Below are 20,326 nucleotides of genomic sequence, written 5' to 3'. Positions count from 1 at the left end.
AGGAAACACATATGTTATCTGATAAAACCATTGAGATTGTAAAAAGCACAGTTCCGTTATTAGCGCAGGCGGGTACGGTTGTTACCGATCATTTTTATAAGCGTTTATTTAGCCATAATCCTGAGCTTAAAAATATTTTTAATATGGCGAATCAAGATACAGGTCGTCAGCAATTTGCACTTTTTAATGCATTGGCTGCGTATGCACAAAATATTGATAATTTAGCCGTATTAAAAGAAGCGCTAACACGTATTAATCATAAGCATACAAGCTTGAATATTTTACCTGAGCATTACCCTATTGTAGGTGCACACTTAATTGGTACGCTTAAAGAGCTTCTTCCTGAGCAATTTACTCCCGATGTTGAATACGCTTGGCGCGAAGCTTACGGCGTACTTGCTGATATTTGTATAACCGAAGAAGCTGCTTTGTATGAGCACAGTAAAAATAAACACGGTGGTTGGGCGGGAACTCGCCAATTTGAAATAACCAACAAACAGGCTGAATCAGAACTAGTAACGAGTTTTACACTTACGCCAGTTGATGGCGAAGCTGTTATTACACATAAACCAGGGCAGTATTTAGGTATTAAAGTTAAGCCAGAGGGCGCTGAATATGAAGAAATTCGCCAGTATTCTATTTCACAAAAAAGTAACGCTAAAAACTACCGTATTAGTGTTAAAAAAGAGCTACAGCCAAAGCCTGGTATGGTGTCTAATTATTTACACTCATTAGAGCAAGGCACTATTGTTGAGCTATACCCGCCGGCAGGAGACTTCTTTTTACGTAATAATACAAGTCCAGCGGTACTCATTTCAGCAGGTGTTGGGCAAACGCCAATGCTGGCTATGCTTGAAACGTTATTAAGTGACAACTCTAATCAAGAGATTATGTATTTACATGCCTGCGAAAATACTCAGCAGCATTCGTTTTCAAAATATTTAAATGAGTTAAATGCAGTTTATAACCGCTTACAAACAATGACGTGGTTTAACCAAGCGACAGAGGGCGCTGACTTTACTGGGTTAATGAACCTAAACGCAGTACAAGCACAGCTACCAGTGAGTAATGGTGACTTTTACTTATGTGGTCCTGCCGGTTTTATGGCATTTATAAAAAACCAGTTACTTGAGTTAGGTGTTAAAAACGAGCAGATTCATTATGAAGTGTTTGGTCCGCATCAAGACTTGTAATAACGCTTTAAAATAGAAAAAGGCGCGCAGCGATATGCTGCGCGCCTTTTTTATTAATTTATAAACATTAATAAAGTGCCTTATAACTCTTTACAGGTAACACCTTCAAGTACTGTAGTAAGCTCTTTTTTAGGATAGTAAAGCTCGCATTGGTTATTACGTAGTTGCAAAATAAACTTCTCAGATTTTATATTATGCGCGCCCATAATTACCCTGCCATCAGACCCTTTACTCATTGCATGATCTATTAGCAGTTCGCTACGTTTAGTAAATACCGAATCGGCAAGTGTTACTAATGCGCCTCCCTTAGCTTGTTGAATTGCCTGTTGTAGTGTTGTAATAACGCTGGGATTAACGCTCGTTAATATAGCGGGTTTAGCAGGCTCACTGTTTACACTTTGGCATCCGCCTAAAGCGAGCAAGGTGGCTAATGGGAGTAATAATTTAGCCATTACCTTTCCTCACCCAGCGTTGGCCAAGTTAAGTCCATATTACGCTGGGTAAATTGCTCAGGCATATTTAAAGGAATGAGAGATTCACGAGAGCTTGAAAAATTAGCTGGCTCTGCTTTTGCAGCAGCCGTTCTAACTGGACAACTGCCATTTTCAACATGAAATAATGCGGTGGCTAAAACGGCCTCGTCACTGTCACCTAACTGATGATCAAAGTCGTCCTCAATTTCACAACCTTGGACATCAGCATCAAATTGTGGCGTAGGGGTTGGTGTAAAACCCGCAGCGTATTCGCCAAATCCTTTGCTATTTACGCCACTAAATTGAATAGTGTAATAGGTTGTTGCGCAGTTATGAGTTGGGGTAAAGCCATAGGGCTTACCGCAGGTTGTGTCGCCAATTAAAATAACTTCTGCGTCTATACCTTTTAAACCATTAATAAAAGCTTCTGATGCCGAACAGGTGCCTGATGTGCTTAATACATAAACCTTTGATAGGTTTAAATCAGGTAGGTTTTCACCTGTGCTAAAAAAAGTAGAGTAATCTATTTCTTCATCAATAAATGGGAAGGGAGAATCAACGGGTTGTTTATCGTTTTTTTGGGTTTGATAATAAAAGCGGTTGTTAACGTTGGCATTACCAGCAACCATGTAAGCCAATTGAGCCGACAGTGCTAATAAACCACCGCCGTTATATCTAAAGTCGATTACAAGCTCATCAATACCATCGGTTTTAAACTTATTTACCGCATCAATAAGCCCTTCTTGGGCAATGCTTATATGGCTATTAAATTGCATGTAACCCACGCTTGAACCATTTGCGGTTGTAATCGTTTTAACATTTTGAACAGGTGTTTGTTCAATATTACCAGCGGTTACATTAAATGTTTTTTCGGCGCCATCGTTACTGCGTACAACAATAGTATGTGAGTCGCCGTTAGTAGGACTAAATAAACCTTCGTTAAGCGTATCTACACCCGACACTGTATTGGTATTAATGCTAACACCGTCAACTGAAAGTACGGTATCACCACGTTGAAAGCCTATTTGGCTTGCAGGCGAATCATCTTCAAGATAAGCAACGCGTAAAATACGATCGGCTGTATCGCCAATAAACGCCCAATTTATACCGTAACCAGAAGTAACGCCCGATTGCGCTTCTTGAAAGTAATCTTCAGTAGGTTCTGAAAAATGAAAGTTATCTTTTTTTGCACCTGAGTCGGTAAGCTGCTCTGTTTTTAATTGAGCGAAGTAATCGGCTACTGTTGTAAAGCTTTCAGGGTCGTTATCGGCAATCTCATCATACCAAAGGTAGGTTTCGTCGCTCCAAGAGCGAAGCCAGAGCTTTTCATAAAGGGCAGAACCCGCTTGATCTGGGTAGGGGTTGTTGTTATTAAAGGGATCGTTACCCGTACGAGGGGTTTCGCAAAAGTTTTTTAAATCGTTAGAGGGCTCAAATACCGCCGCTGTCCATGTTGGGCTGCTACTAACAGGTGTTGTAACTACAGGAGCAGAGTCGATACCGCCTCCGCCGCCACAACCCGTTAAAGCAAAGCCCGAAAGTGCTGCAAAAATGGCAAGCGAGGTTTTATTATTTTTAAACATAGTTAAGGACTTTCTGTAAATAAGTTGTTTAAAATATTACAACACTCGCTCGTTTATTCAACATTTATAACTTTGATTTATGTAAATGAGTGTTAAAGCTTAGAGCTTGCTCGCACTACTTGTATCTGCAAATGCTTGCTTTTTCCACGCATTAAATAACTTTTGCTGTTTATCAGAGATTTTTAAACCGTATGTTTTTTGCATGTAAGCGTAAGTGTCGGCTATACGTTTACGTGCATAGACAGGCGGTTCAACTACACGTTGCTTAAAGTTTACTTTTACTTCGCAGCGACCATACTGTGTGGCGTTTTCGCTAAGCATGCCAAAACGATAATTAGAGCGATCGGCATTAATCTCGCCAATAGCTGGCGCTAAGTTATTTATATCAGCTTCCATTTTTCTAAATTTTGCACTTACTTTACGGCAGTTTTTACGTCCGCCATCTTGCCAACATTGTAGCTGATGACCAAATTCCCACGCCGGAACAATATGTTCCCACTCAATACGTAGTGCTCGTACATTTATTTTGCCTGAGCGGGTAAGTGTATTTCGAGGAATGTAACCACAGTTAGAAGGATCAGGAATGAGTTTTTTGCCTTCTTTTTTAATATCACAACCGCAGTAAATACTTTTGGCGTTGTCAGGGAGGGTTTTAATTAAATGTCTTTTAGCCGTTGAAAAACGGGTAAATTGTTCGGCAGATACCGAAAAACACACACAACAAGCCAGTAAGGCCAGAATAAATCGAGTCATATCCATCACAAATGTGAACTACAGGAACAGGCAGTTTAAAGCCTTGAAGATAAAAGATAAAGTTAACTTAAGGCCTGCACTTATATTACTAAAAAGTGTCCGATTAATTTTTTATTCAAAGTTATTTTCACTATTCATTTATTTCTTACTATTTATCGTATTTTAACCACACAAGATTATACGTTAAGGAGTATGCTTAAAGCTTACTCAATATGGGGATTTGGATTGCAAATGAAATTTGTTGATTATTATGCAGTGCTTGGAATATCGCCTGATGCAGACGATAAAGCGGTTAAAGTAGCTTATAAAAAGTTAGCCAGAAAATATCACCCAGATGTAAGCAAAGAGCCTCAAGCAGAAGATAAGTTTAAAGAAATAGCAGAAGCTTACGAAGTCATTCATAACAAAGAAGAACGCACTAAATACGACGAGTTACGTCGTCATCAACAAAATCGTGCTCGTCAACAGCAAGGTAATTATGGTGGTAACAATGCTTCATCGCAAAGTAATTATCAGCAAAGCGATCCTCAAACCGATCAAGAGTTTTCTGATTTTGTTAATTCAATGTTTGGCGGCGCCGGTGGATTCAATCGTTCCGGGCAGGGCAGAAGTAACGCCGCTCGCGCGCAAAAAGGACAAGATGTGGAAATAGAGTTCCCGATTTTTCTTGAAGAGACTTTAGTTGATACCGTTAAGCCTGTTGAGTTTATGTTACCGCAGCGAGATAGTAGTGGTCGTGTCTCTGAAATTAAAAAATCACTTAAAGTGAAAATTCCCGCAGGTTCAGTAAATGGCGAACGAATTCGACTAAAAGGGCAAGGCGGATTAGGGTCAGCGAACGGGCAAAATGGCGACTTGTACTTACAAATTAGTTTAGTGCCCCACCCATTATTTGATGTTGAAGGTCATAACCTAAATATAGTCGTCCCTCTTGCACCATGGGAAGCGGCTCTTGGTACAAAAATAAATTTACCTACGTTGGCAGGCAAAATCCAATTAACTATTCCATCTAATAGTCAGTCTGGTCAACGCTTGCGTATTAAAGGTAAGGGATTAATGAGTAAAAAAGCCAAAGGTGATTTATTTGCTGTGCTTAAAATTGTTAATCCAACATCTGTTGATGATACCAGTAAAAAACTTTGGGAAGAATTAGCCGAAAAAGCTCACTTTGATCCCCGTAATAACTGGAGCAAGCCATAATGCAAATTATCGTGACACAAAAAGATGATTTACTTACTAGCAAAGAGCTATGTTTGAGTAGTGATATTAGCGAAGCAATTTTATATGAGCTAGTTGAGCACAATATTGCGGTTCCAATTGAGGGGAAGCATGTTACGCAGTGGCAATTTACGGTATCTGCAGTGACCTTAGTTAAAAAAGCGGCCCGTATTCAACATGACTTTTCGTTAGATTGGTCGGCAATAGCTTTAGTTTTACAATTGCTGGATGAGCGTGATGAGTTGATTTTCGAAAACGAAATGTTAAAGCGACATTTGAGTCGATTTAAACACTTGGAATAAAATCTGCCCTTGGGTACTTCCTAGGGCTTATTTACTCTTTGGTGAGAGTGCGCTAGTTCTTAAAAACCAATATGACTACTTTGATTTATTCTTACTTTTAATTCGGATAAATCGTTTTAGTCGTATGTTTTGCATAAGTAGTAATATTCCACTTAGGCAAAAAAGTACGCTGGTTGCTGCAAAACTAATAAGCAGCGGATTATTAAAATCCTCTCGCTCATCGTAATCCATAATATGTAACATCCAAAAAAAGTCGAAAATTCGCCATAGTGTGCTGCGAACGGTGACAACTCTGCCGTTATTTTCTGACAAGTACAGTGTTGTGTTAAATGTGTCGTCAAATTGTACCTGCCAAACATTGGTTTTATATCCAACTTCTCGCATACCTTGCTTTAGCAGTACAGCGCTTGTCACTTGAGCATCAATAAGTAAGTGTGCTTTAGCATTTGCGGTAATTTGTATTTTAGTTGGCGGCTCAAAAGGCCGGCCTGTTATACCGTTAAAGCTTTGCTGTTCATCTTTATTTATTACTGTAATTATAGGTGTGGTTAAAAAGTTCTCAAAAATTATTTGTGTTGGATTAACCACCTGAGATGCAATATCGTCAAGGGAGGCAACATAATCAGCCTGCGTAAATGGGTTATTAAGAGTACGTGTTGCAAGATGCTCCCCATGAACTTTATCAAGAGGGATAGCGCTCATGACTAAACCACCTAATAGCCAAGCTAAAATTTGTAATGCGAGCAAATAACCGAGCCATTTATGTAACTTGCGAGCATACTTAAATATTTTTTTATTCATGTTTTAGTCTTATTATTTTTAGAGGCTAGTTTATTACATTAATGGGATTAGTTACTGCGACATTTTGTCGCAGTTTAAACTATAGCTTACTGTAATCATTTAAAAATAAAAAAGATTACACTTAAATTGCTAACATGACTTATTTGTTTAATTGAGCTGAGTGTTTGATATCCAGCTAGCTTTAAACGCTAAAAAATACTTAAAAGCTGCGAAATATCTATATAAAGTGGTTAATAGAGCATAGTTGATTTGGTATAACGGTAAAACTGCGTTAAAGTTTGCAATGAAATTATTAGAGGATAAATACGAAACGATGTCGGAAATTCAATTTTTAAATGTAGATCTTGAGCTTGAATCAAAGCAAGATATTAGTTTGCTAGTGGCAGACTTGAAAAAAGTCGCGACGATTTTACATTATGACAAAGACGAATACCGTCAATTAGCGCGTATTGAAGCAACAGGTGTAGTAAACACGCCTGACAAAGCAATAAACCATATATGTGAGCTTATTGAATCGTGTTCGCGTAACGCGCTAAAACAATGGTTAAGCTGTTCACGTAGAACGTTTGATATTGGTTTTGAATCAGGCACTTCACCTAAGTGCTTTAATCAAGCCTTAGATGCAGATACATTACTACGTATATCTGCGATTGGTGCGGGTATGGAAATTACAATTTACCCAATCGAAAAGTAACTATCTTCGCTCTACGACTGCTGCGGTCATTTTTGATACGCAGCACAGCTCATTGCGGCTATTTGTAATTTTTATTTCCCACACTGAACTACGTTTGCCAATATGAAACGCTCTTGCCGTTGCTGTTAAAGTGCCGTTGCGAGATGCTTTTAAATGACTTGCGCTAATTTCCTGCCCCACGCAGTAAAATTTTGTAAAATCGACAACAAAGTTAGCTGCATAGCTGGCAACTGTTTCGGCAAGTACAACGTTAGCACCGCCGTGAACCATTCCCATTGGATTATGATGCTCAGGAATTGCCGGCATAGTGGCTACTAAGTAATCATCACCAATTTCAGTGACTTCTATTCCCATGGTTTTCATTAATGTTCCTTGGCCATCAATGCCTTGTTCTAACTGCTTGCACAGCTCTAAAGTGATGGGCTGGTACCAAATACTCATAATGACTCCTTTGCTTTTTTAATCATTTATAAATCTAGCTTTAGTTATATCCCTAAAATGTACACAAGTGAAATTACTTTGGCTATTTTAAGGCTTAATTTAAATTTGCGATTTTTATTTAACTGTATATACTCACAGTTAAATGTACTGTATGGAAAACCAGTTGTATGCGACCATTAACGAACCGCCAAGCTCAAATACTCGAACTAATTAAAGTTTTTATTAAAGACACTGGTATGCCTCCTACACGTGCTGAAATAGCGCAAACATTAGGTTTTAAAAGTGCCAATGCTGCTGAAGAACATTTAAAAGCACTTGCTAAAAAAGGCGCAATTAAAATGAAACCAGGTGCAAGCCGTGGTATTCAGTTAATTGAAGAAGAAGAGCCAGAACAATTAGGTTTACCGCTTATAGGGCGTGTTGCTGCTGGTTCACCTATTTTGGCGCAAGAGCACGTTGAAAGTCACTGCAAAATCGATCCATTAATGTTTAAACCGGCTGCAGATTTTTTACTACGCGTTAACGGTATGAGCATGAAAGATATTGGTATTATGGATGGTGATTTACTTGCTGTACATCGTACTCAAACCGCTGAAAACGGGCAAGTTATTGTTGCCCGCCTAGATGAAGACGTAACTGTAAAACGTCTTGAGAAAGCGGGTCGTAAAGTATTACTTCATGCTGAAAACGACGATTTTGAATCTATTGAAGTAGATCTTGAGAATGAGTCTTTTAATATTGAAGGCTTAGCCGTTGGCGTTATAAGAAACGCTGATTGGATGTGACTTTAAAAATAGCTTTTAAACAAGCAGTTTTATAAATGCGTACTAATTAGTACGCATTTTTTGTTTTAAATTCGCACTAAAAATAGGGCATAAATAGCTCACTGACAATTTAAGCTGTAAACTTTTTTGCACTTATATTTTCCCCCTCCGAATACGTTAAACCCCTTTGTTTTGCTCATCTTTTGAACTTACTGTTACCTAGTTGGTTACTGATTTTTTATTAATTACTCAATATCACCTGATTGTTTTTTATACTAAAACTTGCTTGTTGTTCATTTTTTAGCTAATTATTAATGTGCTGAGCTAATAATAACTCACAGCTTTTTAGTTTTGAGAACACACAATATACACAAACCCGTTGTTGGCGCAGCAAAACCAATCAATATTAAATGAGATTGACTAAAAAAATAAAAATAACGAATTGGCGTTTAAGCCGTATGCCTCTTCGCTTTGCATTCGCAATAGCATCAAAGGAGCCGTCACATGGGTAAACTGACCTCTACCTTGTGGCTTATATTATGTGTTTTTTCGCACCCAGTTTTGGCTAACAGCCAATACAATATGCGCAAAGGCGTAACCGATATAAGCAATAATGTATATCAGCTGCACATGACCATATTTATAATATGTTGTGTGATTGGGGTGATAGTGTTCGCAATTATGTTTTGGGCACTTATTCATCACCGTAAATCTAAAGGGGCTGTACCTGCCCAATTTCACGAAAGCACTAAAGTAGAAATACTTTGGACTGCAATCCCGTTTGTTATTTTAATTGCTATGGCAGTACCAGCCACTAAAACCCTAATTGCAATGGAAGATGCCAGCAAAGCTGATCTCACTATTAAAATTACAGGCTCGCAATGGAAATGGCATTATGAATATATGGGTGAAGATGTAGAGTTCTACTCTATTTTATCTACCCCGCAAGATGAAATAGCGAATCTTGCAGATAAAAATCCTAACTACTTACTTGAGGTTGATAAACCTCTCGTACTGCCAATAAATCAAAAAGTACGATTTTTAATGACTTCTGACGATGTTATTCACTCTTGGTGGGTACCTGATTTTGCAGTTAAAAAAGATGCGAATCCCGGCTTTATAAACGAAACATGGACGAACATAAACGAAGAAGGTACTTACCGAGGCCAATGTGCTGAGTTGTGTGGTAAAGATCATGGCTTTATGCCCGTTGTGGTGGTCGCTAAATCTGAGGCTGATTTTAAAACGTGGCTTGCAGATGCAAAGCAAGCTAAACAAAAAGCAGCATTAGCAGATGCCGCATTACTTGATAAAACCCTCCCAAAAGAAGAATTAATGACTTTAGGCGAACAAGTATATATGGCCAATTGTGCTGCATGTCATCAGCCTACTGGCATGGGGTTACCGGGTGTATTTCCTGCACTTAAAGGCAGCCCTATAGTGCTTGGCGATATAAAAGATCACATTGATGTAGTTATCCATGGGCGACCCGGTACGGCAATGCAAGCATTTGCCAAACAGTTATCTATAAAGCAATTAGCAGCGGTTATTACTTATAAACGTAATGCGTGGGGTAATGATACGGGTGATGTTATTCAACCGAGTCAAATACAGGCAGCACTTGATGCCAAAGTGGAGGCGAACTAATGAGTAGCATAGTAGAACAACCTAACGCCAATGAAGCTCATCATGCTCATCACCCAGCTAAAGGTTTTAAACGCTGGCTTTACACAACTAATCATAAAGATATAGGTAGTTTATATTTAATTTTTTCGCTGACCATGTTCTTAATTGGTGGTGGAATGGCCATGGTGATCAGAGCTGAATTATTTCAACCAGGTTTACAGTTGGTCGATCCTCACTTTTTTAATCAAATGACCACAGTGCATGGTTTAATTATGGTGTTTGGTGCGGTTATGCCGGCCTTTACAGGCCTTGCTAACTGGATGATACCACTCATGATTGGCGCGCCAGATATGGCATTGCCAAGAATGAATAACTGGAGCTTTTGGATTTTACCGTTTGCGTTTTTAATCCTATTGGCATCGTTATTTATGCCTGGTGGGGGTCCTGCATTTGGTTGGACTTTTTATGCACCACTGTCTACAACATACAGTAATGACAATACTGCATTGTTTGTATTTGCCGTACATATTATGGGGATTAGCTCAATAATGGGCGCAATCAATGTGATTGTAACTATAGTGAACTTACGTGCTCCCGGCATGACATGGATGAAGTTGCCCTTATTTGTATGGACGTGGTTAATTACTGCCTTTTTATTAATAGCGGTAATGCCAGTGCTTGCAGGGGCTGTCACTATGGTACTTACCGATAAGTATTTTGCGACCAGCTTTTTTGATGCCGCAGGCGGTGGCGACCCGGTGATGTTCCAACACATTTTTTGGTTTTTTGGTCATCCCGAAGTATACATAATGATTCTTCCTGCCTTTGGCATTATATCTACAATAGTACCTACCTTTTCTCGTAAAAAACTTTTTGGCTATGCCTCAATGGTATACGCCACATCCTCCATAGCACTATTGAGCTTTATTGTATGGGCTCATCATATGTTTACCACTGGGATGCCGGTCGCTGGCGAGTTGTTTTTTATGTACGCGACCATGCTTATATCGGTACCTACAGGAGTAAAAGTATTTAATTGGGTTGCCACAATGTGGAAAGGCTCAATAACTTTTGAAGTGCCAATGCTTTTTAGTATTGCGTTTATTGTGCTGTTTACCTTAGGTGGCTTTTCGGGGTTGATGCTGGCAATTACACCTGCTGACTTTCAGTACCACGATACTTATTTTGTAGTGGCGCATTTTCATTATGTATTAGTAACAGGGGCTGTATTTTCGATAATGGCGGGGGCCTATTACTGGCTGCCCAAGTGGACGGGCAATATGTTTAATATCACGCTAGCTAAATGGCATTTTTGGCTATCGCTGGTGAGTGTGAACGTATTGTTTTTTCCTATGCATTTTGTAGGGCTTGCCGGTATGCCGCGTCGAATTCCCGATTATGCACTTCAATTTGCCGACTTTAACGCAATCATAAGTATTGGTGGATTTGCCTTTGGTTTATCGCAATTGTTGTTTGTAGCTGTGGTAATTAAATGCGCGCGTGGCGGTGATAAAGTGCCTGCAAAAGTATGGGAAGGGGCAGAAGGGCTTGAGTGGGAAGTTGACTCTCCAGCGCCATATCATACTTTTTCTACGCCGCCGGTAATTAAGTAATGACACACGCACCGCTACTCAAACGTTTGGTACTTATTTGCATAGGCATGTTTGCCTTTGCCTTTGCTTTAGTACCTTTGTATGACGTGTTTTGTGATGTAACAGGGCTTAATGGAAAACCTTCGCTTGAGCAGGCAGAGCAAAGTACACAAATAGTACAAAACCGAGAAGTCGGCGTTAGCTTTACTACTCACGCACAAAGTGGTGCACCGTTTGAAGTTAAATCAAAAGAATACAGTGTAGTGGTAAAACCCGGTGCAATGCGTGAAGTAATGTTTAGTGCTAAAAATAACAGCAACCTAGATAAAGTAATGCAGGCTGTACCATCAGTCTCACCAGGTAAAGCGGCAAAGTATTTACACAAAATAGCCTGTTTTTGCTTTGATCAGCAACCTCTAAAAGCAGGGGAAGAACTTGAATTTAAATTACTTTTTTATGTTGATACCGCACTGCCGAGCGATATTGAAGAATTAACTTTATCTTATACCGTATTTGATATTAGTGAACAGCTGGTGGCAAGTAACAACTAGCTTTTTAAACTAGTGTGAAACTAGGAGTAAATAAAATGAATCAAGAATATGAGCATTATTACGTACCTGAGCAAAGCCCATGGCCTATTGTAGGTGCTGTTGCATTGTTTTTTATTGCAGTAGGGGCAGGCTTGACTGTTATGAGTGTAGGTAAAGAAGGTGGTAGCGGGGTTTATCTGCTTTATGCCGGTATTGCTGTACTTGTGTATATGTTGTTTAGCTGGTTTAAAAATGTAATTAATGAATCGGACCAAGGTTTGTACTCAGCACAAATGGATCGCTCTTTTAGACAAGGTATGAGCTGGTTTATTTTTTCTGAAGTTATGTTTTTTATGGCCTTTTTTGGTGCGCTTTTTTATGCACGCGTATTGTCGGTACCTTGGCTTGGAGGCGCAGGCAATAATGCAATGACTAACGAGGTTTTATGGCCAACTTTCGAAGCTGTTTGGCCGCTAGTTTCAACACCTGCTGGCGAAACTACTCAAGCTATGGGCTGGCAAGGCTTACCGCTTATAAATACCTTAATACTGCTTACTTCCTCAGTTACTTTACATTTTGCCCACGTAGCGATGGAAAACAATAAACGCACTCCACTTAAAGTTTTTTTAGGCGCTACTATTTTATTGGGCGTTTGCTTTTTAGGGCTGCAAGTTGAGGAGTACATGCATGCATATAATGACCTTAACCTAACGCTAGATGCGGGTATTTACGGTAATACGTTTTTTTTATTGACTGGTTTTCATGGCATGCATGTAACGCTAGGAACGGTACTTTTATTTGTAATATTTTTACGGATATTAAAAGGGCACTTTACTAAAGATAAGCATTTTGCTTTTCAAGCAGCTGCTTGGTATTGGCACTTTGTTGATGTGGTGTGGCTGTGTTTGTTTGTATTTGTATATGTGCTGTAGCGTTTATTGGCGAATTATTTGCTTTAATAAAACCAAGTTTAAGCGCTGCAATAACAACAACTAAAACAACGACCGAAAACAATACGCGACGACCTAAAAAGTGAGACATAGGTCGTCCCCCTGTTTTCCCTGACACCATAATAAACAATGCTCTAAATAAGTTAAAAAGTATAAATATTAACAACAGTACGATAATAATTTTAATAATCACTGAGTTGACCCTTTATGCAGTTAGTTTTATGGCACAAACAAAAGCTTAGTTCACTAATCACACTTTGTATGGTTGTGGTTGTTGTACTTGTGTGTGTGCGATTAGGATTTTGGCAGTTGGAGCGAGGTGAGCAAAAGCAGCAACAACTAACCGCTATTGCTAAGCAACAGAATCGGGGTGTGATGAGCTGGTCTCAATTACTTAACCTGCCTGATAGCTGGAACAAAACTGGTGTATTGGTTGAGTTAAAAGGGCGGTTTGTACAAAACCAATATTGGCTTTTAGATAATCAAGTTTATAACGGACAAGTAGGGTACGACCTACTTGCTTTACTAAAGCCAGACAGCGAAGAAAAAGTGATTTTAGTTAATTTAGGATGGGTAAAAGCGCCTATATCTAGAGATACACTGCCAAAGGTTACTCTGCCTACAGGTGTTTTTATTCTTAAAGCGCAAATAAAAGAAAATAACTTAAGTAGCTTTACGCTTGAAGATAAAACTACAAATAACGACTTACCTACAAGAATCCAATCTATCGACTTGAATATGCTGAGCACTCAAAGCCAGCAATCATTAATTAATTTTATGGCCTACAGGCAAGGTACTGGTGATGAGATTGCAACACCTCATTATGAGGCAGTTGTTATGAGCCCTCAAAAGCATAATGCCTACGCTGTGCAATGGTTTTTAATTGCTGTTGCATGTGCTGTTGTGGCTATTTTTGCGAGTAAAAAAAGGACACATAATGAAAAATAATCCCCTTTTGTTGTTTGTGGGTTGCTGCGCAATCCCATTAGTTTTGGCATATGGCGCATTAAAGTTTGATTGGTTGCCTACTGCAATTACTAATAATGGCGAGTTTTTAAGCCAAGAAATAAAACTTAAAAATTGGCCGCAAAATAATCCCAAGCAATGGACTATCGCACTTAATTATTCAAACGAATGTAACACCCCGTGCAGCGAACAACTCAATGCACTTAATAATTTATATGTGGCACTTGGTAAAAACCAAGGCAAGGTTGATATGGCTGTAATGGGAAGTCCCGACAATAAAAACCTACCATGGAAAATTATTACCGAGCAACAGAGTTTAAATCCTGCAAGTTTGTATTTAATTGATCATATGGGGTTAGTGGTACTTGAATACCCCTTTAAGGTCGAGCCACAAGAAAACCGTTTAGTACAAAAAGGATTATTAAAAGATCTAAAAAAATTACTTAACTATTCTCGTTCTAGCTAACTAAGTTGAGCTTAAGTTGGAGTATCTGATGTATAAAAATTATAAAAACTTAGTATTAATAACAGGATTACTCGCTTTGATTGTAGTTGCTTTAGGTGCGTACACCCGCTTAAGTGATGCAGGTTTAGGGTGCCCCGATTGGCCTGGTTGTTATGGCTTTTTAACGGTACCTAAGCATGAGGCTGACATAGCCTTAGCAACTCAAAGCTACCCCGATATGATGTTCGAAACCGCAAAAGCGTGGAAAGAAATGATTCATCGCTACTTTGCAGGTGCTTTAGGCTTACTTATTTTAGGTTTATTTGTGTTGGCTTTTTTAAAACGCCAATATCCAACTACGCCAGTTAAATTGCCTTTGGCTTTACTTCTACTAGTGGTGTTTCAGGCTGCCCTTGGTATGTGGACAGTAACCATGAACCTTCAGCCGCTTATTGTAATGGGCCACTTATTAGGTGGCTTTAGTATTTTGTCACTTATAACGCTTTTATATTTACGGCTAACCGCAAAACCTATTATGGGTGGCGATAGCGGCGCAAAACGCTATTTCGGTTTAAGTTTAGTAGCGCTCAGTGTATTAATTATCCAAATTGCACTTGGTGGTTGGCTGGCTGCAAATTACGCCGCTCCACATTGTAGTGGTTTGCCATTGTGTAATTACGCACAACCGTTTTCATTGAGTAGCGTATTTCAATTACCACTTGAGCACAGTAATTATGAGTTTGGTGTGTTATCGCAGCAAGCGCGTATGTCTATTCATTTATTACATCGCATTTGGGCACTCGTTACTTGCATTGTTCTGGCGTTAATTATGTGGAAAATATACAGCCAAGCGTACTCTAAAAAAATTAAAAATTGCGTTGTGAGTGTATTACTTGTTCTGCTTTGCCAAATTAGCTTAGGGCTTATTTTAGTACATTGGCATATTCCGTTGGGAGTTGCACTGGCGCATAACTTGATGGCAGCCATACTGTTATTAAGCATGGTTAGGTTGTGTTATTACCTAAAATCACGCACATAAAGGGGAAATATGATGGCACTTATAATTGATAAAAAAATACTGCTACCCGTTAATACTCAATCGCTAATTTCGCGTACTCATAGTTTGCTGCAAGACTACTTAGCAATTAGTAAATTTAAAGTGGTAGCCATGCTGGTGCTAACAGCTTGGGTTGGTTTAGCGCTGGCTCCCGATGTAGGGCGCGGTATGGTCGTACAGTTTATTAGCTTGTTAGGTATAGGGCTACTTTCTGCTGCTGCAGCGGTTATTAATCATGTGGTTGATAGCGAGATAGACTCAAAAATGGCGCGGACTCGTCATCGCCCTGTGGCTAAAGGGCGTTTAAGTAAAACACATGCGCTTAGTTTTGCAGCTGTTATTGGGGTTGCTGGTTTTATTATGCTGATGGTGTGGGCCAATACCTTAACCGCTATATTAACGTTATTTGCATTGGTAGGTTATGCATTTGTTTATACATCATTTTTAAAGCGTGCAACGCCGCAAAATATTGTTATAGGTGGGTTGGCTGGCGCAATGCCTCCATTATTAGGTTGGGTGTCAGAAACAAACCAAATGGCAGCAGCCCCTTGGTTACTCGTAATGATAATATTTACCTGGACCCCACCACACTTTTGGGCGCTGGCTATAGCGCGAAAAAGTGATTATGAACGCGCTAAAATCCCTATGTTACCAGTAACCCATGGTATCGATTTTTGTAAAACGTGCGTCGTTGCTTACTCTGTTTTACTCGCTGTTGTTTGCGTATTACCTTATTTAATCGGTATGTCTGGATTAATCTATTTGATAGGTGCATGTGTATTAAATGCCGTGTTTATATATAAGGCGGTCAATTTAAAAATTGCTGGAAATGATGAGACTGCAATGGACTTATTTCGTTTTTCGATTATTCATTTAATGGTACTCTTTGTAATCTTATTTATAGATAAATGGCTCCCTTTATGAAGCAGTTATGGCTTGGATTAATCGTTGTTTTAGTTTTGTTTTTATCGGCATGTTCAAACGAAAATAGTCCGCCAGATGTCGATGCATTAGTTTACGAAAATGCAAAGCCACTGTCTGATTTTACGCTAAACGATCAGCGCGGTGAATTAGTGACTAAGCAACAATTTGTAGGACAGTGGAATTTAGTATTTTTAGGCTACACAAGCTGCCCAGATATTTGTCCATTAACACTTGCTAAGTTAAATGCTGTTTATAAAAACTTACAAGCAGATTATCCGCTACAAGTTTGGTTTTTATCGGTTGATCCAAAACGCGATACACCAGCTAAACGAAAGCAATATATAGATTACTTTAACCCTGATTTTTTAGCTGTATCAGGGGAACATAAACACCTTTTTCCTGTTGTTCGAGAGCTTGGTTTAATTTACGCCATTAGCGATAGTAGTGAATCAGAATATGCTGTTGATCATAGTGCCTCGGTCGCTATGGTTGATCAAAATGGAGCCGTTAGAGCTATTTTTAAACCAGAATTTAAACAAGGTAGTGTGCCATTAATTAATGCGACGACTTTAACTGAAGAGTTTAAAAAAATAGCTGATTACTATAAAAACTAGTTTTTTACTTTTTACCAATTTTAAAGGAGCTTTAGGCTCCTTTTTTTGTATTTTAACGACAGGTTAAATTTAATTAAGCATTTTATGGCAATTTTAATAACTAGGGCTAAGCTTTTGTTATGAATTGAATTGACAGGGAATGCACTTACTAAATGCTAAAACTTCCGAGCGAACTTGCTATTACGCAAGTTGAAACACTACATCAAGACTTACTACACGAACTCAATAGCAACGATGATATCTGTCTTGATATTAACGATGTGATTTCTGCTGATACTGCCTCAATTCAACTTTTATGCGCCTTACAAAAACACCTACTTACTATACAGCACAAAATAATATGGGTAGGCAGTAGCGAGGCCTTAACGCATACAATTAATAAACTTGGCTTAAGCCAATACTTAACAACCGAAAGTAAAAGTTAGGGGTATATATGAAAAGAATTTTAGCGGTTGATGATTCAGCATCGATGCGTCAAATGGTGAGCTTTACATTAAAAACTGCCGGGTTTGATGTAACCGAAGCTAAGGATGGCAGTGAAGCTCTCGCTATTGCCAAGCAACAAGACTTTGATGCCGTGATCTCAGATGTAAACATGCCAATAATGGATGGAATTACATTAATACGAGAGCTGCGTACTTTACCTAGTTATAAATTTACACCACTACTGATGCTTACTACAGAGTCGGGCTTAGAAAAAAAGATAGAGGGTAAAGCTGCTGGTGCAACAGGTTGGATTGTAAAACCATTTAATCCCGATCAGCTACTAGCGGTAATTAAAAAAGTTATTCGCTAAGGAGCGCAGTGTGAGTATAGATTTAAGTCAATTTTTTGAAGTTTTCTTTGAAGAGAGTTTTGAAGGCCTAGATACCATGGAGGCTGAGTTATTAAACTTAGTGCCAGGTGAGGAAGATTTAGAAACTATCAACACTATTTTTAGAGCTGCTCACTCAATAAAAGGAGGCAGTGGCACTTTTGGTTTTAGCTCCGTTGCTGACTTTACTCATGTACTTGAAACACTACTGGATCAAATTCGCCAAGGTGAACGAGAGCTTAGTACCGAGCATGTCAATTTATTACTCAAAGCTGTGGATTGCTTGCGCGCTTTACTTGCTGCACTTCAAGGTGAGCAAGAGCCAGATTTAACCGAGGCAGATTCGTTAAAAGTACAATTTGAACATGTACTTGGAATGAAAAACGAAACACAAGGAAATAAACCTCAAAGCTTTGGCGAGCAAACAAGTAGTAACACCTATCAAATAGACTTTAAACCCCATCATCATTTATTTAAAACAGGAAACGAGCCACTGTACATGATCAGTGAGCTTGAAGAGCTAGGTGAGTTAGAAACCACAGTATTTTACGATGAAGTTCCAGAAATTACAGATTTGAGCAGTGATGAATGCTTTTTACATTGGCGCTTTTTTTTAGATACTAGCCATGATGAAAAAGCCATAAAAGAAGTATTTGAATGGGTAGAAGACGATGCCGACATAAAAATTGAATTATGCGGAGGCTTATTTGGCAATGATGAGCAAATACAACCTAATCAAGGTGAGATATCTAAAGCCGTTGAGCTTGAAACATCCGATTTAATAAAAGTAGCTGAGCTACCTAGTAAGCCAAAGCAACCCGCTGCTAATAAAGATAAAAAACCTGCAAGTACACCAGAGTCTACCTCCATTCGAGTTGGTATTGATAAAGTTGATTCGTTAATAAATATGGTTGGGGAACTTGTTATTACACAAGCTATGCTAAATCAACTCAGCGAACAAGAAATCACACCAGCCACAATTACTTTACTACAAGAAGGTCTAGCGCAACTTGCCCATAATACGCGTGATTTACAAGAAAATGTGATGCGCATTCGTATGCTCCCAATTAACTTTGTATTTAGTCGTTTTCCTCGATTAGTGCGAGATATAGCGCAAAAACTAAATAAGCAGGTTGAGCTAAAGTTGATTGGAGAGCAAACCGAGCTTGATAAAACAGTAATGGAAAAAATATCCGATCCTATGGTGCATTTAGTGAGGAACTCACTTGATCATGGATTAGAGACTGTTGAGCAAAGACTGGCGGCAGGTAAAGATCCCGTTGGCACAGTAACCTTAAATGCATTTCATCAGGGTGGAAACATTGTTATTGAAATAATGGATGATGGGCAGGGGTTAAATACAAAAAAAATAAAAGAAAAAGCCATCGCTAACGAATTAATCTCAGCTGATAACCATCTCAGTGACGATGAAATAAATGAGCTTATTTTTATGCCCGGCTTTTCGACAGTAGATGAGGTAAGTGACTTATCTGGTCGTGGAGTTGGGATGGATGTAGTTAAGCGAAATATTCAATCATTAAATGGCTCAGTAGAGGTAACCTCAGCGGCCGGTGTTGGTTCTACGTTTACTATTAGATTACCACTTACTCTCGCTATTTTAGATGGGCAATTAGTTAAGGTGGCTCAGCATACTTATATTATCCCGCTCATTTCTATTGTGGAATCTCTGCAAATTGATATTGCTAAAGTGAGTCGAGTGGGTAAAAGCCTTGATGTATTGAGGCTTCGGGACGAATACATTCCTATTTTAAGGCTCTACGATATTTTTAATCATAAAAATGCCATTGAATCACTCGATAAAACGCTGCTTGTTGTTGTAGAAACAGATAACCAAAAGGTGGGTTTATTAGTTGATGATTTACTGTCTCAACAACAGGTTGTTATTAAAAGTTTAGAGGCTAACTATCATAAAGTTGATGGTGTATCGGGAGCCACTATTTTAGGCGATGGGCGTGTATCGCTGATTGTGGACATTAGCGGCTTAATAAAGCTCTCAGGTTTAAAAAAACCAGGTAGCCAAGAATTAACGATTGAAACGCAAGCCACTTTGGAGGCGTTATGAGCTCAGAGCAAAGCCAGTTAAGTAATCAATTAAATCTTCAGCAACAGCAAGGTGTAAAACAGTTTTTAACTTTTATTATGGCTGATGAAGAATACGGCGTTGATATTTTAACAGTACAAGAAATTCGCAGTTGGGAAGAAATTACAGTACTGCCCAATGCGCCTAAATTTGTAAAAGGCGTTATTAATTTACGTGGAACAATAGTGCCAATTATTGATTTACGGTTGCGCTTTGGATTACCAAGTGTCGACTATGGGCCATTAACGGTGGTTATCGTTGTCAAAATAGAATTTGAACTAGGTAGTAAAATTATAGGTGTTGCTGTTGATGCCGTTTCTGATGTTTACAGTATTGCGGAGCAAGATGCGAAAGCGGTTCCTAGTTTATCTGAATCGAATAATTGTGAATATGTAGCTGGGTTGGTGAATGTTGGTGAAAAAATGGTAGCGCTAATTGACCTGCAAAAAACAATGAATATTTAGCAAACAGAAACTAAATGAATA

Annotated in this window: 24 protein-coding genes; 18 read left to right on the top strand and 6 right to left on the bottom strand. The window is 38.9% G+C overall.

What is annotated here, in order from left to right; translation table 11 throughout:
* Nucleotides 1-11: 11 nt before the first annotated feature.
* Nucleotides 12-1,193 (top strand): NO-inducible flavohemoprotein, encoded by a 1,182-nt coding sequence (gene hmpA, locus I6E82_RS18105; RefSeq protein ID WP_197118416.1) that lies wholly within the window; start codon nucleotides 12-14, stop codon nucleotides 1,191-1,193.
* 80 nt (nucleotides 1,194-1,273) lie between these two features.
* On the opposite strand, the gene I6E82_RS18100 is transcribed toward hmpA, so the two are convergent.
* The 3 genes from I6E82_RS18100 to I6E82_RS18090 form a co-directional block, all read right to left on the bottom strand.
* Nucleotides 1,274-1,645, bottom strand: coding sequence for a hypothetical protein (locus tag I6E82_RS18100; RefSeq protein ID WP_197118415.1), 372 nt, complete (start codon nucleotides 1,643-1,645; stop codon nucleotides 1,274-1,276).
* Nucleotides 1,645-3,249 carry a S41 family peptidase gene (locus I6E82_RS18095; protein ID WP_197118414.1) on the bottom strand — a complete coding sequence of 535 codons (1,605 nt, stop codon included), beginning with the start codon at nucleotides 3,247-3,249 and terminating at the stop codon, nucleotides 1,645-1,647. The genes I6E82_RS18100 and I6E82_RS18095 overlap by 1 nt, the downstream gene beginning before the upstream one ends.
* Before the next feature lie 99 nt (nucleotides 3,250-3,348).
* A complete protein-coding gene (locus I6E82_RS18090) occupies nucleotides 3,349-4,002 on the bottom strand; it encodes an endonuclease (RefSeq protein ID WP_197118413.1) in 654 nt (217 codons plus the stop codon).
* A gap of 231 nt (nucleotides 4,003-4,233) precedes the next feature.
* Between I6E82_RS18090 and I6E82_RS18085 the strand changes: the two genes are divergently transcribed.
* Both I6E82_RS18085 and I6E82_RS18080 read left to right on the top strand, forming a co-directional pair.
* Entirely contained in the window at nucleotides 4,234-5,202 is a 969-nt protein-coding gene (locus I6E82_RS18085) for a DnaJ C-terminal domain-containing protein (RefSeq protein WP_165736135.1), read from the top strand.
* Nucleotides 5,202-5,522 (top strand): chaperone modulator CbpM, encoded by a 321-nt coding sequence (locus I6E82_RS18080; RefSeq protein ID WP_007584937.1) that lies wholly within the window; start codon nucleotides 5,202-5,204, stop codon nucleotides 5,520-5,522. Before I6E82_RS18085 ends, I6E82_RS18080 begins: the two co-directional genes overlap by 1 nt.
* A gap of 75 nt (nucleotides 5,523-5,597) precedes the next feature.
* Here I6E82_RS18080 and I6E82_RS18075 read toward each other — a convergent pair whose 3' ends face one another.
* Complete coding sequence (locus tag I6E82_RS18075; protein ID WP_165722799.1) at nucleotides 5,598-6,323, bottom strand: hypothetical protein; 726 nt, start codon at nucleotides 6,321-6,323, stop codon at nucleotides 5,598-5,600.
* 313 nt (nucleotides 6,324-6,636) lie between these two features.
* Between I6E82_RS18075 and I6E82_RS18070 the strand changes: the two genes are divergently transcribed.
* Nucleotides 6,637-7,017: a hypothetical protein gene (locus I6E82_RS18070; protein WP_008138697.1), complete on the top strand. Its 381-nt coding sequence runs from the start codon at nucleotides 6,637-6,639 to the stop codon at nucleotides 7,015-7,017.
* Here I6E82_RS18070 and I6E82_RS18065 read toward each other — a convergent pair whose 3' ends face one another.
* Nucleotides 7,018-7,458 carry a PaaI family thioesterase gene (locus I6E82_RS18065; RefSeq protein ID WP_007584940.1) on the bottom strand — a complete coding sequence of 147 codons (441 nt, stop codon included), beginning with the start codon at nucleotides 7,456-7,458 and terminating at the stop codon, nucleotides 7,018-7,020.
* Nucleotides 7,459-7,625: 167 nt separating this feature from the next.
* Here I6E82_RS18065 and lexA point away from each other — a divergent pair, with 167 nt between their 5' ends.
* The 5 genes from lexA to I6E82_RS18040 all read left to right on the top strand — a co-directional run bounded on the left by lexA (nucleotide 7,626) and on the right by I6E82_RS18040 (nucleotide 12,902).
* Nucleotides 7,626-8,243 carry a transcriptional repressor LexA gene (lexA, locus tag I6E82_RS18060; RefSeq protein WP_024608686.1) on the top strand — a complete coding sequence of 206 codons (618 nt, stop codon included), beginning with the start codon at nucleotides 7,626-7,628 and terminating at the stop codon, nucleotides 8,241-8,243.
* Between the two features lie 483 nt (nucleotides 8,244-8,726).
* Nucleotides 8,727-9,869: a cytochrome c oxidase subunit II gene (gene coxB, locus I6E82_RS18055; RefSeq protein WP_024594300.1), complete on the top strand. Its 1,143-nt coding sequence runs from the start codon at nucleotides 8,727-8,729 to the stop codon at nucleotides 9,867-9,869.
* Nucleotides 9,869-11,461: a cytochrome c oxidase subunit I gene (ctaD, locus tag I6E82_RS18050; protein ID WP_007584944.1), complete on the top strand. Its 1,593-nt coding sequence runs from the start codon at nucleotides 9,869-9,871 to the stop codon at nucleotides 11,459-11,461. Before coxB ends, ctaD begins: the two co-directional genes overlap by 1 nt.
* Nucleotides 11,461-11,991 carry a cytochrome c oxidase assembly protein gene (locus tag I6E82_RS18045; protein ID WP_002959612.1) on the top strand — a complete coding sequence of 177 codons (531 nt, stop codon included), beginning with the start codon at nucleotides 11,461-11,463 and terminating at the stop codon, nucleotides 11,989-11,991. Before ctaD ends, I6E82_RS18045 begins: the two co-directional genes overlap by 1 nt.
* A 35-nt stretch (nucleotides 11,992-12,026) precedes the next feature.
* The gene (locus I6E82_RS18040; RefSeq protein ID WP_024594298.1) at nucleotides 12,027-12,902 is read left to right on the top strand and encodes a cytochrome c oxidase subunit 3; all 876 of its coding nucleotides are present in this window, start codon (nucleotides 12,027-12,029) and stop codon (nucleotides 12,900-12,902) included.
* Here the strand turns inward: I6E82_RS18040 and I6E82_RS19945 are convergent.
* Nucleotides 12,805-13,113, bottom strand: a complete 309-nt coding sequence (locus I6E82_RS19945; protein ID WP_076916441.1) for a DUF2909 family protein — start codon at nucleotides 13,111-13,113, stop codon at nucleotides 12,805-12,807. The two genes, I6E82_RS18040 and I6E82_RS19945, sit on opposite strands and share 98 nt — an antisense overlap.
* Before the next feature lie 14 nt (nucleotides 13,114-13,127).
* Here I6E82_RS19945 and I6E82_RS18030 point away from each other — a divergent pair, with 14 nt between their 5' ends.
* The 9 genes from I6E82_RS18030 (at nucleotide 13,128) to I6E82_RS17990 (ending at nucleotide 20,305) form a co-directional block, all read left to right on the top strand.
* Nucleotides 13,128-13,868, top strand: a complete 741-nt coding sequence (locus I6E82_RS18030) for an SURF1 family protein (protein ID WP_024591688.1) — start codon at nucleotides 13,128-13,130, stop codon at nucleotides 13,866-13,868.
* The gene (locus I6E82_RS18025; RefSeq protein ID WP_002959602.1) at nucleotides 13,858-14,352 is read left to right on the top strand and encodes a hypothetical protein; all 495 of its coding nucleotides are present in this window, start codon (nucleotides 13,858-13,860) and stop codon (nucleotides 14,350-14,352) included. Before I6E82_RS18030 ends, I6E82_RS18025 begins: the two co-directional genes overlap by 11 nt.
* Before the next feature lie 28 nt (nucleotides 14,353-14,380).
* Nucleotides 14,381-15,370, top strand: a complete 990-nt coding sequence (locus I6E82_RS18020) for a COX15/CtaA family protein (RefSeq protein ID WP_007584952.1) — start codon at nucleotides 14,381-14,383, stop codon at nucleotides 15,368-15,370.
* A gap of 12 nt (nucleotides 15,371-15,382) precedes the next feature.
* Nucleotides 15,383-16,312 carry a heme o synthase gene (gene cyoE, locus I6E82_RS18015; RefSeq protein ID WP_002959598.1) on the top strand — a complete coding sequence of 310 codons (930 nt, stop codon included), beginning with the start codon at nucleotides 15,383-15,385 and terminating at the stop codon, nucleotides 16,310-16,312.
* Nucleotides 16,309-16,926: an SCO family protein gene (locus I6E82_RS18010; protein WP_024591687.1), complete on the top strand. Its 618-nt coding sequence runs from the start codon at nucleotides 16,309-16,311 to the stop codon at nucleotides 16,924-16,926. The genes cyoE and I6E82_RS18010 overlap by 4 nt, the downstream gene beginning before the upstream one ends.
* A 152-nt stretch (nucleotides 16,927-17,078) precedes the next feature.
* Nucleotides 17,079-17,351 carry an STAS domain-containing protein gene (locus tag I6E82_RS18005; protein WP_002959595.1) on the top strand — a complete coding sequence of 91 codons (273 nt, stop codon included), beginning with the start codon at nucleotides 17,079-17,081 and terminating at the stop codon, nucleotides 17,349-17,351.
* 8 nt (nucleotides 17,352-17,359) lie between these two features.
* The gene (locus I6E82_RS18000; RefSeq protein WP_007584956.1) at nucleotides 17,360-17,722 is read left to right on the top strand and encodes a response regulator; all 363 of its coding nucleotides are present in this window, start codon (nucleotides 17,360-17,362) and stop codon (nucleotides 17,720-17,722) included.
* 10 nt (nucleotides 17,723-17,732) lie between these two features.
* Nucleotides 17,733-19,823: a chemotaxis protein CheA gene (locus I6E82_RS17995; RefSeq protein ID WP_197118412.1), complete on the top strand. Its 2,091-nt coding sequence runs from the start codon at nucleotides 17,733-17,735 to the stop codon at nucleotides 19,821-19,823.
* Nucleotides 19,820-20,305 (top strand): chemotaxis protein CheW, encoded by a 486-nt coding sequence (locus I6E82_RS17990; protein WP_024591685.1) that lies wholly within the window; start codon nucleotides 19,820-19,822, stop codon nucleotides 20,303-20,305. Before I6E82_RS17995 ends, I6E82_RS17990 begins: the two co-directional genes overlap by 4 nt.
* The last annotated feature ends 21 nt before the right edge of the window (nucleotides 20,306-20,326 follow it).

The organism is Pseudoalteromonas sp. NZS11 (genome assembly GCF_015864765.1).
Taxonomy (GTDB): Bacteria; Pseudomonadota; Gammaproteobacteria; order Enterobacterales; family Alteromonadaceae; genus Pseudoalteromonas; species Pseudoalteromonas arctica.
This window is presented reverse-complemented; position numbering and strand designations above follow the sequence as displayed.